Below are 16,081 nucleotides of genomic sequence, written 5' to 3'. Positions count from 1 at the left end.
ATGTGGGAGCGGGCTTGTCCCGCGAAGCGCCGCGCGGGCGGCGCTCGATCTCACAGGCGCTGAAGATGGCGAGGCATGCATCTGGCACCCCTGATCAAATCCCCCTCCGCCCCCCGTCGCCCTTCCGAAAGTTCCTGTCGCTTTGTCGTCAGAAGCTGTCGCCCCACTGTAAATTTATCTGCAACGTCGTTAGAATCGATCCCTTTCCGTACAACCCCGTGGAGTGATGGCATGGCGGACGTAAAAAAGGTCGTACTGGCGTATTCCGGCGGCCTTGATACTTCGGTGATTCTCAAGTGGCTGCAGGATACCTACAACTGCGAAGTGGTGACCTTCACCGCTGACCTGGGTCAGGGCGAAGAGGTCGAGCCGGCCCGTGCCAAGGCCCAGGCAATGGGCGTTAAAGAGATCTACATCGACGACCTGCGCGAAGAATTCGTACGTGATTTCGTGTTCCCGATGTTCCGCGCCAACACCGTCTACGAGGGCGAGTACCTGCTGGGTACCTCCATCGCCCGTCCGCTGATCGCCAAGCGCCTGATCGAAATCGCCAACGAAACCGGCGCTGACGCCATTTCCCATGGCGCCACCGGCAAAGGCAACGACCAGGTGCGTTTCGAACTGGGCGCCTACGCCCTGAAACCAGGCGTCAAGGTCATCGCCCCATGGCGTGAGTGGGACCTGCTGTCCCGCGAGAAGCTGATGGACTACGCCGAGAAGCACGGCATCCCGATCGAGCGCCACGGCAAGAAGAAGTCGCCGTACTCGATGGACGCCAACCTGCTGCACATCTCCTACGAAGGTGGTGTCCTGGAAGATACCTGGACCGAGCACGAAGAAGACATGTGGCGCTGGAGCGTCTCGCCCGAGAACGCCCCGGACCAGGCTACCTACATCGAGCTGACCTACCGCAACGGTGACATCGTTGCCATCGACGGCGTCGAGAAGACCCCGGCCACCGTCCTGGCCGACCTGAACCGTATCGGTGGTGCCAACGGCATCGGCCGTCTGGATATCGTCGAGAACCGTTACGTCGGCATGAAGTCGCGTGGTTGCTACGAGACCCCTGGTGGCACCATCATGCTCAAGGCCCACCGTGCCATCGAGTCGATCACCCTGGACCGCGAAGTCGCTCACCTGAAGGATGAGCTGATGCCGAAGTATGCCAGCCTGATCTACACCGGCTACTGGTGGAGCCCGGAGCGTCTGATGCTGCAGCAGATGATCGACGCTTCGCAGGTCAACGTGAACGGCGTGGTACGCCTGAAACTGTACAAGGGCAACGTCACCGTGGTTGGCCGCAAGTCGGACGATTCGCTGTTCGATGCCAATATCGCCACCTTCGAGGAAGATGGCGGCGCCTACAACCAGGCGGACGCTGCCGGCTTCATCAAGCTCAACGCCCTGCGTATGCGCATTGCTGCCAACAAGGGCCGCTCGCTGCTCTGATCGCTGGCATGTGCAGTAAAAACCCCGGCCCAGGCCGGGGTTTTTTTTGCCTGTGGAAAGCCTTGGGCATCAATGGCCATCGTTTGCCATCTGACCCTCAAGCACGCTGATCGACAGTTGTGCGCATTGGCGTTTATCCAGGTTGCAAAAGCGCCAGGTGCGCGCTGGCAGAGGCGGTTGGGCAAGGGTGAGCAGCACTTGTTGCTCCATCATGCGATTGGCATCGGGGCCGGAAAACATGAACGTGACAGGCTCGCCCTGTAGCGCTTCGCTGGCATCACTGGGCATTGCAGGTTTGGCCTGGGCGTTCAATGTCGGCGTGTTGTCGTTTGCCGTTCTGTTTGGCGACGGGCTGTAGAAGGACTTGTAATTGAAGTTGAGCGTGAGGAAGAACAGGGCCGTCAGAAAGAACGGGAAGCCCACCAGGAACCAAGTATAGAGATTTTGGCTGGACTCGCTGAGAAACGGCAGTGTGGCAAGGGCAGAGGCTTCGATAATCCCCGCGAAGATGGCAATGATCGTCAGCGGGGCGACAGGTTGTGCTTGGGGCATATGGGCCGTCTCCAGCGATTTTGCCCATCATTACCCTACAGCAACGCTCAACTAAAGACTGGATTGTTTCCCGGGTGAGGAATAATCGGCCGAAATCCTGACAGCCTTGTTTGTTCAGCGTGTTCGCATTGGATAATTCCTCAGGTAATGGCCAGTTTTCAACTGGGCACTTTTGCAGGTGGGTGATACCGTTCATTTCGGTAATAAGGAATTTGATTGTTACAACTACGGTAGTTGTGTGTAGGAAATTTCTGTAAGTGCTGTAGGTTTTATCTGCTCATGTATTTCGCCGGTAAATCACCGCGCCAGCAAGCGTTCTGTCGGTTATCTTGGCGGACCAAAGCAAAAACAATGAATGGATATCGCATGAATAAAGTGCTTATCGTAGATGATCATCCGGTCATACGCTTGGCCGTACGCATGCTGATGGAGCGGCATGGGTATGACGTCGTGGCGGAGACCGACAACGGGGTGGCTGCATTGCAGCTGACACGGCAACACCTGCCGGATATCGTGGTGCTCGATATCGGTATTCCCAAACTGGATGGTCTGGAGGTGATCGCCCGTATGGCGACCTTCAGCCCGGGCAGCAAGGTGCTGGTGCTGACATCGCAGCCCCCAGGCAACTTCTCGATGCGCTGCATGCAGGCGGGGGCGGCGGGCTATGTGTGCAAGCAACAGGAACTCACCGAGCTGCTGAGCGCCATCAAGGCCGTATTGTCGGGCTACAGCTACTTCCCCAACCAGGCTCTGCATCCGTCACGTGGCAGGGGAGGCGGGAGTGAGACAGATATGGTCAACCGCCTCTCGGCGCGCGAGATGACAGTGTTGCAGCAACTGGCACGAGGGCGTTCGAACAAGGAGATTGCCGACAGCATGTTCCTCAGCAACAAGACGGTCAGTACCTACAAGTCGCGTCTGTTGCTCAAGCTCAACGCGCGGTCGCTGGTCGACCTGATCGAGCTGGCGCAACGGCAAGGGTTGAACTGACCGCCAAGGCCGTAAAGCCTCCTGCCTGGAGGCTTTGCCAAGGCTGCTGGTCCCGGGCTACAGATCGTAGTCGAAGTCGGCCAGCTGCTTCTGCAGGCGCCTTTCTTCCAGCATATTGTCGATAGTGCGGCGTTTGCTCAGGTTGGTTTTTGCGGTTTCCACCTGGGGTTCCACATCATCCTCTGCGGCAACAAAATCATCTTCGATCGACAGGTCGTCTTTATCGCTACTCATGAGTCGCTCCAAGCCAAGGGGCCATTGGCCGTCCTTATAACCAGAAAGCAGACGCTGGTAAAAAAGATTTTTTCAATCGTCACAGGTGGTTTCCAGCTATCGACTCAATCGTCGGAGGTCTTGTGCTTGTACTCGCACAGGTCTTCGATCCGGCAACTGCCGCACCGTGGCTTGCGTGCCTGGCACACATAGCGCCCGTGCAGGATCAGCCAGTGGTGGGCGTCGAGCAGGTAATCTTTTGGTACGAACTTGATCAGCTTCTTCTCCACTTCCAGCACCGTCTTGCCTGGCGCAATGCCTGTGCGGTTGCTGACCCGGAAGATATGGGTATCCACCGCCATGGTCGGCTGGCGGAACGCTGTGTTGAGCACTACGTTGGCGGTCTTGCGGCCCACGCCGGGCAGCGCCTCCAGGGCTTCGCGGGTTTGCGGTACCTGGCTGTCATGGCGTTCGATCAGCAGCCGGCAGGCTTCGATGACGTTCTTGGCCTTGCTGTTGTACAAACCAATGGTCTTGATGTACTCGCTCAGGCCTTCGACGCCCAGGGCATAGATGGCCTCGGGGGTGTTGGCGACCGGGAACAGGCGGGCGGTGGCCTTGTTGACGCCGACATCGGTGGACTGCGCGGACAGTGTCACGGCAACCAGCAGTTCGAACGGCGTGGTGTAGGCCAGTTCGGTCTTCGGGTCGGGATTGTCTTCGTGCAGCCTGCGAAAGATCTCCAGGCGTTTGGCGGCATTCATGAAATCAGCGCTTTCCTTGACGACGTGGTTGGGCAGGGCCCGGACGCAGGCGATTGTACAAGGCCAACAGCAGTCCGAGCAGTAGCAAGGCGCCGGGGGCCAGGCTGGCCAGATGCAGGCTGGCACCGTCGGTCAGCCATTGGCGGCTGGCACCGAGCAGCAGGCAGCTGGCAAACAGCGTGCACAGGTGACTGGCGAGCAGGCGCCAGCGCCCTTGATCGGGCAGCAGGTGGTCAGTGGCCAGGCATTGCAGGCATAGCAGTGCGGGATAGTGGCCGAGGGCGAGAGCCGTTGGCAGCAGCCAGGCACGCAGGGCCAGTTGCAGGCAACTGGCCAGGGCCGCCAGCAGCAGCAGGCTGGCCAGCACACGGGGCCAGGTGGTGAGCCGCTGGCGAAGGGGGGCCAGCAACAGTTGGTGAAGGCTGCTCATCAGCACCGCGCACACGCCGATGGTGGCGCCTTCGCTCAGTGTCCGGGTGGCGCCCAGCAGGGGCACAAGGCTTGCGCCCAGCAGGTAGAACCTATTCATGCGTGGGGCCCTCCAGCAGCACGCTGCGCTGCTGATCGAAGTAACTCAGCGCTTCCTGTAGTGCGCCGATCACTGCCCGTGAGGTAACGGTTGCCCCGGCCAACTGGTCAAAGTCGCCCTGGTCGCGCTTCAGCGCCCAGTGATCGCTCAACTGACGGTTGGCAAATTGCCCCAACCAGTTCACCTGCGGATCACCCAGGCGTGCGCCCAGCCCGGGGCTTTCCTGTTGCTCGACCAGCTGGCTGCCGATCAGTCGGCCGTCCGCGGCAATGGCCACGCTCAGCACGATCGGCCCGGCATAGCCCTGGGCCTGGGTGACCAGGATGATGGCGGCCGGTTTGCCCGCCAGGGTGGCCCGGTAAGCTGCCAGGATACGGCTGTTTGGCCGCTGTGCGGCGGGCCTGGGCAGCGGATTGTCGAGTGGCTGGTTGTCGTAACTGCCTTCTGGCAGCACCGCCAGCCGCTGGCGGCTATTCAGTTGTTTCTCGGCGTCGGCGATGGCCGGGCTGGTCCAGTGCCGCCAGGCCAGGGTGGTCGACAGCGCCAGTGCCGCGGTCAGCAGCAGCAGGCCCACATCACGTACCAGGCGCTTCATCGGGCAACCTGCTGGCGCTGCACGGCCAGGCGTTCGAGGCTTGGCGTCATGAGGTTCATCAGCAGGATGGCAAACGCGGTACCGTCCGGGTAGCTGCCCCAGGTGCGGATCAGGTAGATCAGCAGGCCCGCTCCCAGGCCGAACCCTAGCTTCGCCCACTCCTGCCGGGGGCCGGACACCGGTTCGGTGGCAATGAAGAACGCCGCCATCATGGTCGAGCCGGAGAACAGGTGCAGCAGGGGTGAGCCGTTTGAGTCCGAACCCGAGCCATTCCAGCCCAGCAGGCTGAACAGGAGCAACCCTGCCAGCAAACCAACCGGCGCATGCCAGGTGATCACCTTGCGTTGCAGCAGGAACAGGCCGCCCAGCAGGAACGCCAGGTTGACCCATTCGCTGCCCCGCCCACCGATGCTGCCGAAGCCCGGGTGGCTGGCGAACAGCTCTTCGATGGTCAGGCTGCGGTTGTGGCGCAGGCCGTCGAGCAGTGTCGGCCGGGCCCAGGCATCGATCTGCGCGCTGCCGGTGAACACCTGCTGCAGGCTGTCGAGCAGGCCTGGCGCCGGCCCTGGCCAATGGTTCATCTGCAGCGGGAAGCTCAGCAGCGCGAAGGCGTAGCCGACCATGGCCGGGTTGAACAGATTGCGCCCGACCCCGCCAAAGGCCTGTTTGCCGATGCCGATGGCAACACTGGCAGCCACCACCGGCAACCACCACGGCGCCAGGGTGGGCAGGGCGGCGGTCAGCAGCACGGCGGTCACCAGCGCGCTGCCGTCGTTCAGCGCCATGCGCAGCGGTTGTGCTCGCAAAGTGAGCAGCAACGCCTCGCACAGCAGCGCGGCACTCGCGCACAGCAACAGGTTCAGTAGCAAACTCCAGCCATGCAGCCAGAACAGCGTCAGCAAGCCAGGCAGGCAGGCCAGCAACACCAGGCCCATGCTGGTGCGTAGCCGCGGGTCGGGTTTGGCGGTCATTGGGCGAACAGCCCGTTGAAGCCGGAAAACGCCATGGCCATCACCCCGGCACCGAGCAGTTCGATGGGCAGGCCGCGCAGCGCCCCGGGGACGTCGACATGGGCGCTGCGTTGGCGCAGGTCGGCGAACAAGACCAACGCCAGCCAGAAGCCACCGCCGGCCAGCAGGCCTTGCAGCAGCGTGGCGAGCCATGTGCTGTCGTCGCTTGCCTGTTGCAGGGTCAACCCCAGTACTGCCGCATTGCTCAACAGCAACGCAGGCAACTCCGTCATCGGCCAGGTCGGGCGCCACCTTGTCAGCAGCCATGGCACGCCCCAGGCGAGCACGGCCAGCCAGGGCAACAACAGGAACAGGGCAAGGTCCTGAGCCTGCAGCGGGGCAAGCACCACCTGCAACAGCAGCTGCGCGCCGAACATGCCCAAGGCGATGCACAGTGCGCAGGCAAGGCCGTGTACGTGCAGGTGCAGCCTGGGGAGTGGCTGTTGTTGCAGGCACAGGTGATTGACCAGCGCGGCGCTGATCAGGACCAGGATGTAGTCGCTCATGAGATGACGATAGCCGGGAATCGGGGCGATTGTCCGGGTTCCGGAGTCATTGTGGGAGCGGGCGTGCCCGCGAACACCGGCAACGCCAGTGCCATGCACCGCGCAGTCCGTTTCGCGGGCACGCCCGCTCCCACAAGGTCCAGCAGGTTTTGTTACTTGATGCGCTGGCCTGGCTTGGCACCGCTGTCCGGGCTCAGCAGGTAAATCTCCTCACCGCCAGGGCCGGCCGCCATGACCATGCCTTCGGAGACACCAAAGCGCATCTTTCGTGGCTTGAGGTTGGCCACCATCATGGTCAGGCGGCCTTCCAGCTGGGACGGGTCGGGGTAGGCCGACTTGATGCCGGAGAACACGTTGCGGCGCTCGTCACCGATGTCCAGGGTCAGTTGCAGCAGCTTGTCGGCACCCGGTACGGCTTCGGCCTTGACGATCAGCGCCACGCGCAGGTCGACGGCTGCGAAGGTGTCGAACTCGATTTCCGCCGACAGTGGGTCCTTGGCCAGCTCGCCGTTGCCGGCCGGGGCCTTGGCTTCGGCGGCCAGCAGGTCTTCCTTGCTGGCGGCGACCATGGCTTCTACCTTGGCCGGTTCGATGCGGCTCATCAGTGCCTTGAACGGGTTCAGCTGGTGGTTTTCCAGGCGCGACAGGTGGTCGTTCCAGGTCAGCGGGGCCACGTTGAGGAAGGCCTCGGCGTCGGCAGCCAGCACCGGCAGCACCGGCTTGAGGAAGATCACCAGCTGGCGGAACAGGTTGATACCCTGGGCGCAGATGGCCTGCACTTCATCCTGCTTGCCTTCCTGTTTGGCCAGCGACCATGGAGCCTTGTCGGCGATCCAGGCGTTGGCGCGGTCGGCCAGCGCCATGATTTCGCGCATGGCACGGCCGAAGTCGCGGCCTTCATAGGCATCGGCGATCGACGGGGCGGCCGCCAGGAAGGCTTCGGTCAGCTCCGGTGCGGCATCGCCAGCCACCATCACGCCTTCGTTGCCCTTGTGGATGAACCCGGCGCAACGGCTGGCGATGTTGACCACCTTGCCGACCAGGTCGGAGTTGACCTTCTGCACGAAGTCTTCCAGGTTCAGGTCCAGGTCATCGACGCCACGGCCCAGCTTGGCCGCGTAGTAGTAACGCAGGTATTCCGGCTGCAGGTGGTCGAGGTAGGTGCGGGCCTTGATGAAGGTACCGCGCGACTTGGACATCTTGGCGCCGTTCACGGTCAGGTAGCCGTGCACGTTGACTGCGCTCGGCTTGCGGAAGCCGGCGCCTTCGAGCATGGCTGGCCAGAACAGGGCGTGGAAGTTGACGATGTCCTTGCCGATGAAGTGGTACAGCTCGGCCTTGGAGCCTTCGTTCCAGAACGCGTCGAAGTCCAGCTCCGGGCGGCGTGCGCAGAGGTTCTTGAAGCTGGCCATGTAGCCGATCGGCGCATCCAGCCACACGTAGAAGTACTTGCCTGGCTCGCCCGGGATTTCGAAGCCGAAGTATGGCGCGTCGCGGGAGATGTCCCATTCCTGCAGCCCCGAATCGAGCCATTCGGCCAGCTTGTTGGCTACTGCGTCCTGCAGGGTGCCGCTACGGGTCCACTGCTGCAGCATGGCCTGGAAGTCCGGCAGCTTGAAGAAGAAGTGCTGGGAATCACGCAGTACCGGGGTGGCACCGGAAATGGCCGACTTGGGGTTCTTCAGCTCGGTGGGCGCGTAGGTTGCGCCGCATTTTTCGCAGTTGTCGCCGTACTGGTCTTCGGCCGCGCACTTGGGGCAGGTGCCCTTGATGAAGCGGTCGGCGAGGAACATGCCCTTTTCCGGGTCGAAATACTGGGTCACCGAACGGGTGGCGATGTGCCCGGCTTCACGCAGGCGCGTGTAGATCAGGCCCGACAGCTCGCGGTTCTCTTCGCTGTGGGTGGAGTGGAAGTTGTCGAAATCCACCAGGAAGTCGGCGAAGTCGCTGCTGTGCTCGGCCTGGACATTGGCGATCAGCTGTTCCGGGGTGATGCCTTCCTTCTCGGCGCGCAGCATGATGGCCGAACCGTGGGCGTCGTCGGCGCAGACGTAGATGCACTGGTTGCCGCGCAGCTTCTGGAAGCGCACCCACATGTCCGTCTGGATGTACTCCAGCATATGGCCAAGATGGATCGATCCATTGGCATAGGGCAGGGCGCTGGTGACGAGAATCTGGCGTGGCTCGGACATGGTGGCTCGGCTACTTATCTGGCGACGGGGTAAAAATGAGGTTGATCGGCAACTATAAAGGGCTGGCGAATATATTTCACCCAGCAGAAGCATCTGCTGACGATTGACGGGTTAGGATAGGCGTCTGTTTTACATTCAGTTTGCCAATGGGAGTCTCCATGAGTGCCGTCACCCGTGCCGCCGTCGAAGGCGTGCTTCGCCAGTACACCGACCCCTACCTGAACCAGGACCCGGTCAGCGCCGGCTGCGTGCGCGCCATCGATATCCAGGGCGGGCAGGTCAGCGTGCAGTTGCAGCTGGGTTATGCCGCAGGGCTGTTCAAGAACGGCTGGGCCCAGGTGCTGCAGACCGCGATCGGCAACCTCGAGGGCGTCAGCAGTGCCCAGGTGTCGATCGACTGCGTGGTGGCCGCGCACAAGGCCCAGGCCCAGGTGCCGGCCATGGCCAACGTCAAGAACATCATCGCCGTGGCCTCGGGCAAGGGCGGTGTGGGCAAGTCGACCACCGCAGCCAACCTGGCCCTGGCGCTGGCCCGCGAAGGTGCGCGGGTGGGCATTCTCGATGCCGACATCTATGGCCCCAGCCAGGGCGTGATGTTCGGTATCGCCGAAGGTACCCGCCCGCAGATTCGCGAGCAGAAGTGGTTCGTGCCGATCAAGGCCCATGGCGTGGAAGTCATGTCCATGGCGTTCCTCACCGACGACAACACGCCGATGGTCTGGCGTGGCCCGATGGTTTCCGGCGCGCTGCTGCAGCTGGTGACCCAGACTGCCTGGGACGACCTGGATTACCTGGTGATCGACATGCCGCCGGGCACCGGTGACATCCAGCTGACGCTGGCGCAGAAGGTGCCGGTGGCCGGCTCGGTAATCGTCACCACCCCGCAGGATCTGGCCCTGCTGGACGCCAAGAAGGGCGTGGAGATGTTCCGCAAGGTCAACATTCCGGTGCTGGGCGTGGTGGAGAACATGGCTGTGCACATCTGCTCGAACTGCGGCCATGCCGAGCACCTGTTCGGCGAAGGCGGTGGCGAGAAGCTGGCGAGCCAGTATGGTGTCGACCTGCTGGCGTCGTTGCCGCTGTCGATGCTGATCCGCGAGCAGGCCGATAGCGGCAAGCCGACGGCGATTGCCGAGCCGGAAAGCCAGATTGCCATGGTCTACCAGGAGCTGGCCCGTCAGGTGGGCGCGCGGATCGTGCTGCAGGAAGCGGCGGCGCCGGCAATGCCTAGCATTACCATCAGCGAAGATTGACTGGCAGACCGAGTCGCCTGCTTCGCGGGTAAACCCGCTCCCACAGGTACAGCGCTGTCCCTGTGGGAGCGGGTTTACCCGCAAAGAGGCCGACTCGGTCTTTCGGCCAGGCATAAAAAAACCCGCCGGAAGGCGGGTTTTTTGAAAGCAAGGAAGCTTCGATCGACTTAGGCGATCTGAACTTCTTCAGCCTGCATGCCTTTCTGGCCGCGGGTAGCGACGAAAGTAACAGCCTGGCCTTCTTTCAGGGTTTTGAAGCCGTCAGCTTGGATGGCTTTGAAGTGCACGAACAGGTCGTCGCCCGACTGAGGGGTGATGAAGCCGTAGCCTTTCTCATCGTTGAACCACTTAACAACACCGGATTGACGGTTGGACATTTTTCTGTCTCCTTGGACAATTTGATAACGGTCAGGAAAAACCCTGGCCGGGACTGAGCGCAAAGAGAGCAGAAAATTCAGCGATGGGCCGATCAGGATCGTGCATCAAACTAGAGATTCTCGGTGTCACGTGCAGCACAGTGGCGTCACCTTACCCCACTTTCCGCAACCTGCCAATGGTCAGAAGGCGCTTTACGCAAATTCGGATCGACGGCGGCTGCAGCCCCCGCCCGGCGCGGGATGAGGCAAGGAACTTTAACCCGGGCGCGGGGACCGGTAAGATGCGCGTCTGGTTTTTCCCCTCGCAACTCTTCAGGACACCCCGCCATGAGCATCAAATCGGACAAGTGGATTCGCCGCATGGCGCAGGAACACGGCATGATCGAACCGTTCGTCGAGCGCCAGGTGCGCGGCGAACAGGACAGCCGGGTGATCTCCTTCGGCGTCTCCAGCTACGGCTATGACGTGCGCTGCGCCGATGAATTCAAGGTGTTTACCAACATCAACTCGGCCACCGTCGACCCGAAAAACTTCGATGCCGGTAGTTTCGTCGACATCAAGAGCGACGTGTGCATCATCCCGCCGAACTCCTTCGCCCTGGCGCGCACCGTCGAGTATTTCCGCATTCCGCGCGATGTGCTGACCATCTGCCTGGGCAAGAGCACCTACGCCCGTTGCGGCATCATCGTCAACGTCACCCCGCTCGAACCCGAGTGGGAAGGCCACGTGACGCTGGAGTTCTCCAACACCACCACGCTGCCGGCGAAGATCTACGCCAACGAAGGTGTGGCACAGATGCTGTTCCTGCAGTCCGACGAAGAATGCGAAGTGTCGTACAAGGACCGTGGCGGCAAGTACCAGGGCCAGCGCGGCGTCACCCTGCCGCGCACCTGAGCCGACGAGCGCGGGGAATTTCCCCGCGCCTTTGGCACTCCAATGGGTAACGCCGGTGCGCATGATGCGCAACGGCTCTCGCCAGGAGCTGCCAATGAAACTCCACCCCGCAATCAGTGCCAAGCTGGCTGGCCTGCAGCCCAATCACGTCGGTTTGCTGCCATGGTCATTGCTGGCGTACCCGCTGCCTATGCAAGCGGGGGGCGTACCTCACCAGCCAGATCCCGATGACCCGCAGCCACCGGACCCCGGTGAAAAGCCACCTATGGAGCCGGGCGAGCCGACCCTGCCTGACGAGCCGCCACCCGCGCCTGTGGCCTGAGCAACGCGGCAACGGTTTGCCTGGTCAGTTACCCAGCAGATAACCGCTGCGGCATACCTGCTCGCCGGCGACATGGGCGATGACCATGCCGGCAGTTGCCATGCGCCGCACGCTGCGGGCATACAGCAGGCCGGGCTGGCTGTTGTGCACGGCGGTCACCCGGTCGTTGAGTGGGTCGATGACTTCGGCAATCAGCTGGCCGGCCTCAAGATGCTGCCCCGGTCTGGCGTGGTACACCAGTAGCCCCCCCAGTGGCGCTATCACCGGTTCGACGGCGGCCAGCGGCGTGGCCGGGCAGCGCAAGGCGGGCAGGGCGGCTGCGGCACCTTCAATCACCCCCGCGTGGGTCAGGAAGTCGAGGATCGCCTGGCAGTCCTTGCTGGCCAGGTCGTGGCTGACATCTGCCTGGCCACGCAGCTCCACGGTGACCGAGCAGCAGCCCAGCGGGATCGGGAAACGCTTGCCGAAGCGTTGCTGCAACTGCCACCAGACCAGGCTGAAGCATTCATCGAACGACTGCCCGCCCGAGTCGGTGGCCAGCAGGCTGGCCTGGGCTCCCAGATAGCGGGCCAGCGGTTCGATTTGCGGCCAGGCGTCTGGCGTGGTGTACAGGTGTTCGACTGCCTCGAAGTCGCAGTGCAGGTCCAGCACCATGTCGGCATCGCAGGCCAGGCGTTGCAGAATCAGGCGCTGAGCCTGTAGCGGGGTGCGCGCGGGGTGTGCGTCCAGCCCTCGGCGCAGGTATTCGCGGATCAGCTCAAGGTTGTGTGCTGGATCCTCGGTCAGGTGCTGTTCGATCTGGTCGCCGATGTTGTCCGACAGATCGACGAAATTACGGTTGAAGTTTTCTCCGCTTTGCAGCTCGAAACGCCCCAGTGGCGCGTCCAGCAGCACCTGTTCCAGGCCAACCGGGTTGGCTACCGGGACCAGGATGATCTCGCGCTGCAGGCGGCCTTGCTGTTCCAGTTCGCCCAGGTGGCGCTTGAGGTGCCAGGCTACCAGCATGCCGGGCAGCTCGTCGGCATGCAGCGAGGCCTGGATATAGACCTTGCCGCCACCGCGGGGGCCGAAGTGGAAACTGTGCAGTTGGCGCGTGACGCCCGGAACGGGGGAAAGCAGGTCGTGGGTTGAATGGTGCATGGTGGTCCTGGCTGCGTGGCGAAAACGGTCTGCGACACGGGTCGGCACACAGATAGAAGCATAGATTTGCCGCGTCTGCCTCATTCCGGATGTGTTCGGCCGGTACAGGCAACTTGGCTACTGCAGGCGTGCAATGCCTGCCAAGGTCGCCAGGTCATCTGCCTCTTGCACCGGCTTGTCCAGCGGCCATCACACCCAGGGGAGGGGCGATGGCCATTACTAGTCAGTCACTGCTCAGCGCAAGGACATTTTCCAGCCGGATGCCAAGGCCTCCGCCACGCTGATCTTTTCTGCGTAGGCGATATTCTTGATCAACCCTCCCTGCACCAGCCTGGGAGATGTGTGGAAGTAGTCCCAGCTGGAGGTACCGTCTTCAATTTGCAGTTCCTGTACATTGACAGGAACTTCAAAGGTGACCGGTGAGGTAACTGCCGGTTTGCAAATTTCAACGTCGATCATGCTGTAGCTTGCATTTTCATCACCGGCCCACAGCTGTAACTCGATGGTGCTGCCATCTGGAATTTCTTGCGTTTCTGGCCAGGAGACTTCGATCTTCAGGGTTTCAGTGGTCATGACGAACATCCTCTAAATGAATGGAAACCGCGTGTTCCGATACAGCACACGCGGTCCGGAGGAGGTTAAAGACCTGGATGGAGGATAAGGAGTTGGAACCTTAACCCTTAGCGAGCCGGTACTAGCGTCAGCCGCTGGTTGCCATACGCTCGCCCGAAGTTCTGCTGCTGCAGCGGCAGGCTCATGAAGCGCCCCTTGAACCAGGCGTCCAGGCCGTCGCTGTAATGCTTGCTGGCCGGGTTACCGGACTGTCCGCTGCTGGTCAGCACCTGCAACGGCTCGGCCTGGCCGAAGTCGACGATCATCCGTGCCGACGCCGGCAGGCGGGTGTCGAAGTCACTGCCCCAGGCGTATGGCGTCAGGGCCAAGGTGGTGAAGTCGCCACCGGCAGCCAGCGGCGAGCGGCTGATGGTATCGCCCAGGCCGTGGTAGGCCGGTGCCGGCCAGCGGTACTGGTGCAGTTTGCCCCACTGCCAGGCGCGGCGGTCGGCACCCAGTTGCGCAGTGCCGGCATCCACTGCGCCAGCCAGGCTGCGGGCCAGGATGGCCGGCTTGTCTTCCTTCTGCGGGGTGCTGCGGTCATCCCAGAACGGGCTGTCGTCGCGGCCCAGCAGGTGGTCTGCCTGTGCCGAGAACGACAACCGCGCATTGCTGACGAAGGCCTGCCAGGCCGGGCCGGATTCCGGGCCCAGGTCGTCGAGGAAGGTTTGCCGGGCCACTTCCTGGAGGAACAGTTCGTACAATGCGGCATCGCTCGATACCGGGCTCAGGCGGCCATCGAAGGCCTTGAGCCGGGCCAGCGCGTCCCGCGCCTTGTCGCGCTGTGCGGCGGGCAGGGCGTCGATGGCCTGCTTGAGTGGCTGGGCCATGCCGGGGGCGTCGAACATCTGCTTGAGCTTGTCTGCCAGCAGGGTGGTCTGGTCGTTCTGCAGGGCCATCAGGCTGCGGCTGTCGTGACGGCCATTGCCGGCCAGCTGGGCCAGACGTTCGGCGCGTTCGGGGTAGTACCAGGTGCTGGACAGCTGCATGCCATAGCCACGCGGCAGGCTGCGCTGGTTGGCGTGGCCGATCCAGCCGGCGGGCGGGTCCTGGTCGTAAGGGTGCAGCATCGGGTCGGCATAGCCGTCCCAGTCGTAGCGCCCGTCCCAGCCCGGCGAGGGCAGCAGGCCCTGGCCTTCGCGGCGGTTGGGGTAGCGCCCACTGACTTGCCAGCCGATGTGCTCGGGTTCGGCAAAGATGAAGTTGAGGGCGGCGGCGGTCACTTCACGGGTACTGTCGAAGGCACGCTCCACGCTCTTGGCCCGGGTCAGGTCGAACAGTGCATCCAGGCTGCGGTCGCCCTTGAACTGAGGCAGGTTCAGCGCCAGGCCGAGGCTGGCATTGCCTGGCTGGGCCAGCAGGGTGCCGTGGCGGGTGTCGTACATCACCTCGCGCAGTGGGCGCTGGCCGCGGACGAAGAAGGTTTCGCTACGGGCGCGGGCCGGCAGCCATTTGCCGTCGGCCAGGTAGCTCAGCTGGCTGCCCTGCTGGCGCAGTTGCTCCAGGTACAGGTCCTGGTTGTCGGCCATGACCGCGCTGCTGCTCCAGGCCAGCTTGCCGTTGTAGCCGGCCAGCACGATCGGCAGGCCGGGCAACGACAGGCCGGCGACCTGGTACTTGCCGGTGTGGATCTGCACCGGGCTCAGGGCCCAGGCAGCTCGGCTGTCGCTGGCCAGCAGGCTCTTGCCGCTGTGGCTGCGCTGCGGCGCCAGGGCCAGGTTGGCCGAGCCAGGGCTGCCCAGAAGGTCGAGGTCGGCGAGCTTCTGGCTGGCAGCCGCCAGGGCCGGCAGGCCCGGTAACTGGCTGGCCAGGTTCAGGCCCTTGAGCTTGTCCACTTCGGCTTCGGCCAACGGCTCGTCCGGGGCGCCGGGCAGCAGCCAGGCCAGTTTGTCGCTGCCGGCTTTCTGCGCCAGGGCCAGGGCGCTCAGTTCTTCCTGCAGGTTCACCGACTGGCTGAAGGCGTACAGGCTGAAGATCAGGGCCGAGTCTTCGGGCTTCCAGTACTCGGGGCGGTAGCCACTGCTGGCCAGGCCGGCGGGCAGCTTGTCGCGGTAGCGGAACAGGTAGGCGTTGACCCCGCGTGCATACACTTCGAAGAAGCGCTTGAGCCGTGGCGAGGCATCGGCGTACTGCTGGGCGGCGCTCTGCTTGAGGTTGGCCGCGCGCATCAGGCGGTCGATGTCCAGCGCGTCGCTGCCGGCCAGCTCGGCCAGCCGGCCCTGGGCCAGCAGGCGCATGGCGACCATCTGCTCGATGCGGTCGCCGGCGTGCACATAGCCCAGGCTGAACAGGGCGTCATGGAAGCTGCTGCTTTCGATCAGTGGCGCGCCCATGGCGTTGCGCCGTACCGAGACGTTCTGCGCCAGGCCCTTGAGCGGCTGCACGCCGCTGGTCGGTGGCACGCTGTCCTGGTAGCCGCCCGTCTGGCAGCCGGCCAGCCCGAGCATGCCGAGCAGCGTGGCAGCGGTTGCGAACCGCGGGCGGAAGGGAGGAAAGGCGGGGGCGGCCATGACAAGGGCTCCTGCAAGGCGTGGCGGTTTTGGAAAGGCGCTAAGGTAGTTAGCGCGCAGGCGCCGTGCAAGGTCCCTGGGCGCTTTATTTTTTGTGCTTGGCGTGGGGTGTGTGGCGCCTGTGGGATCGAGCGCCGCCCGCACGGCGCATCGCGAGCGAAGCTCGCTCCTAC

General features: G+C 63.1%; 17 protein-coding genes. 5 read left to right on the top strand and 12 right to left on the bottom strand.

Going from position 1 to position 16,081, the window contains the following annotated elements; all coding sequences use genetic code 11:
- The first annotated feature begins 231 nt into the window (after positions 1 to 231).
- Positions 232 to 1,449, top strand: a complete 1,218-nt coding sequence (locus M2S36_RS20575; protein ID WP_013973956.1) for an argininosuccinate synthase — start codon at positions 232 to 234, stop codon at positions 1,447 to 1,449.
- 69 nt (positions 1,450 to 1,518) lie between these two features.
- On the opposite strand, the gene M2S36_RS20570 is transcribed toward M2S36_RS20575, so the two are convergent.
- Positions 1,519 to 2,001, bottom strand: a complete 483-nt coding sequence (locus M2S36_RS20570) for a hypothetical protein (protein ID WP_207832931.1) — start codon at positions 1,999 to 2,001, stop codon at positions 1,519 to 1,521.
- A gap of 366 nt (positions 2,002 to 2,367) precedes the next feature.
- Between M2S36_RS20570 and M2S36_RS20565 the strand changes: the two genes are divergently transcribed.
- Positions 2,368 to 2,991: a response regulator transcription factor gene (locus M2S36_RS20565; protein WP_207832929.1), complete on the top strand. Its 624-nt coding sequence runs from the start codon at positions 2,368 to 2,370 to the stop codon at positions 2,989 to 2,991.
- Between the two features lie 57 nt (positions 2,992 to 3,048).
- Here M2S36_RS20565 and M2S36_RS20560 read toward each other — a convergent pair whose 3' ends face one another.
- From M2S36_RS20560 to metG, 7 genes are all read right to left on the bottom strand, one after another.
- Complete coding sequence (locus M2S36_RS20560; protein ID WP_207832927.1) at positions 3,049 to 3,225, bottom strand: PA3496 family putative envelope integrity protein; 177 nt, start codon at positions 3,223 to 3,225, stop codon at positions 3,049 to 3,051.
- Positions 3,226 to 3,329: 104 nt separating this feature from the next.
- Positions 3,330 to 3,968: an endonuclease III gene (nth, locus tag M2S36_RS20555; protein ID WP_013973953.1), complete on the bottom strand. Its 639-nt coding sequence runs from the start codon at positions 3,966 to 3,968 to the stop codon at positions 3,330 to 3,332.
- 4 nt (positions 3,969 to 3,972) lie between these two features.
- Entirely contained in the window at positions 3,973 to 4,497 is a 525-nt protein-coding gene (locus M2S36_RS20550) for an Rnf-Nqr domain containing protein (RefSeq protein ID WP_233694760.1), read from the bottom strand.
- Positions 4,490 to 5,092: an RnfABCDGE type electron transport complex subunit G gene (locus M2S36_RS20545; RefSeq protein WP_233694761.1), complete on the bottom strand. Its 603-nt coding sequence runs from the start codon at positions 5,090 to 5,092 to the stop codon at positions 4,490 to 4,492. Before M2S36_RS20545 ends, M2S36_RS20550 begins: the two co-directional genes overlap by 8 nt.
- On the bottom strand, positions 5,089 to 6,063 hold the full coding sequence (locus tag M2S36_RS20540) for an RnfABCDGE type electron transport complex subunit D (RefSeq protein WP_207832921.1): 975 nt from the start codon (positions 6,061 to 6,063) through the stop codon (positions 5,089 to 5,091). The genes M2S36_RS20545 and M2S36_RS20540 overlap by 4 nt, the downstream gene beginning before the upstream one ends.
- Positions 6,060 to 6,608 (bottom strand): Rnf-Nqr domain containing protein, encoded by a 549-nt coding sequence (locus M2S36_RS20535; RefSeq protein ID WP_207832919.1) that lies wholly within the window; start codon positions 6,606 to 6,608, stop codon positions 6,060 to 6,062. Before M2S36_RS20535 ends, M2S36_RS20540 begins: the two co-directional genes overlap by 4 nt.
- Before the next feature lie 152 nt (positions 6,609 to 6,760).
- Entirely contained in the window at positions 6,761 to 8,800 is a 2,040-nt protein-coding gene (gene metG, locus M2S36_RS20530) for a methionine--tRNA ligase (RefSeq protein WP_063913130.1), read from the bottom strand.
- 158 nt (positions 8,801 to 8,958) lie between these two features.
- Between metG and apbC the strand changes: the two genes are divergently transcribed.
- On the top strand, positions 8,959 to 10,053 hold the full coding sequence (gene apbC / locus M2S36_RS20525; RefSeq protein WP_016713757.1) for an iron-sulfur cluster carrier protein ApbC: 1,095 nt from the start codon (positions 8,959 to 8,961) through the stop codon (positions 10,051 to 10,053).
- Between the two features lie 167 nt (positions 10,054 to 10,220).
- Here the strand turns inward: apbC and M2S36_RS20520 are convergent, their stop codons facing one another.
- Entirely contained in the window at positions 10,221 to 10,430 is a 210-nt protein-coding gene (locus M2S36_RS20520) for a cold-shock protein (RefSeq protein ID WP_003254922.1), read from the bottom strand.
- A gap of 327 nt (positions 10,431 to 10,757) precedes the next feature.
- Here M2S36_RS20520 and dcd point away from each other — a divergent pair, with 327 nt between their 5' ends.
- Both dcd and M2S36_RS20510 read left to right on the top strand, forming a co-directional pair.
- Entirely contained in the window at positions 10,758 to 11,324 is a 567-nt protein-coding gene (gene dcd / locus M2S36_RS20515; protein ID WP_003258001.1) for a dCTP deaminase, read from the top strand.
- A gap of 94 nt (positions 11,325 to 11,418) precedes the next feature.
- Entirely contained in the window at positions 11,419 to 11,646 is a 228-nt protein-coding gene (locus tag M2S36_RS20510; RefSeq protein ID WP_063913128.1) for a hypothetical protein, read from the top strand.
- Positions 11,647 to 11,670: 24 nt separating this feature from the next.
- Here the strand turns inward: M2S36_RS20510 and M2S36_RS20505 are convergent, their stop codons facing one another.
- The 3 genes from M2S36_RS20505 to M2S36_RS20495 form a co-directional block, all read right to left on the bottom strand.
- Positions 11,671 to 12,786, bottom strand: coding sequence for a succinylglutamate desuccinylase/aspartoacylase family protein (locus M2S36_RS20505; RefSeq protein ID WP_207832917.1), 1,116 nt, complete (start codon positions 12,784 to 12,786; stop codon positions 11,671 to 11,673).
- Positions 12,787 to 13,020: 234 nt separating this feature from the next.
- Positions 13,021 to 13,359 carry a hypothetical protein gene (locus M2S36_RS20500; RefSeq protein WP_233687016.1) on the bottom strand — a complete coding sequence of 113 codons (339 nt, stop codon included), beginning with the start codon at positions 13,357 to 13,359 and terminating at the stop codon, positions 13,021 to 13,023.
- A gap of 107 nt (positions 13,360 to 13,466) precedes the next feature.
- On the bottom strand, positions 13,467 to 15,908 hold the full coding sequence (locus tag M2S36_RS20495) for a penicillin acylase family protein (protein WP_241105944.1): 2,442 nt from the start codon (positions 15,906 to 15,908) through the stop codon (positions 13,467 to 13,469).
- Positions 15,909 to 16,081 lie beyond the last annotated feature (173 nt).

It is taken from the genome of Pseudomonas sp. SF2, assembly GCF_036858055.1.
GTDB lineage: Bacteria > Pseudomonadota > Gammaproteobacteria > Pseudomonadales > Pseudomonadaceae > Aquipseudomonas.
This window is presented reverse-complemented; position numbering and strand designations above follow the sequence as displayed.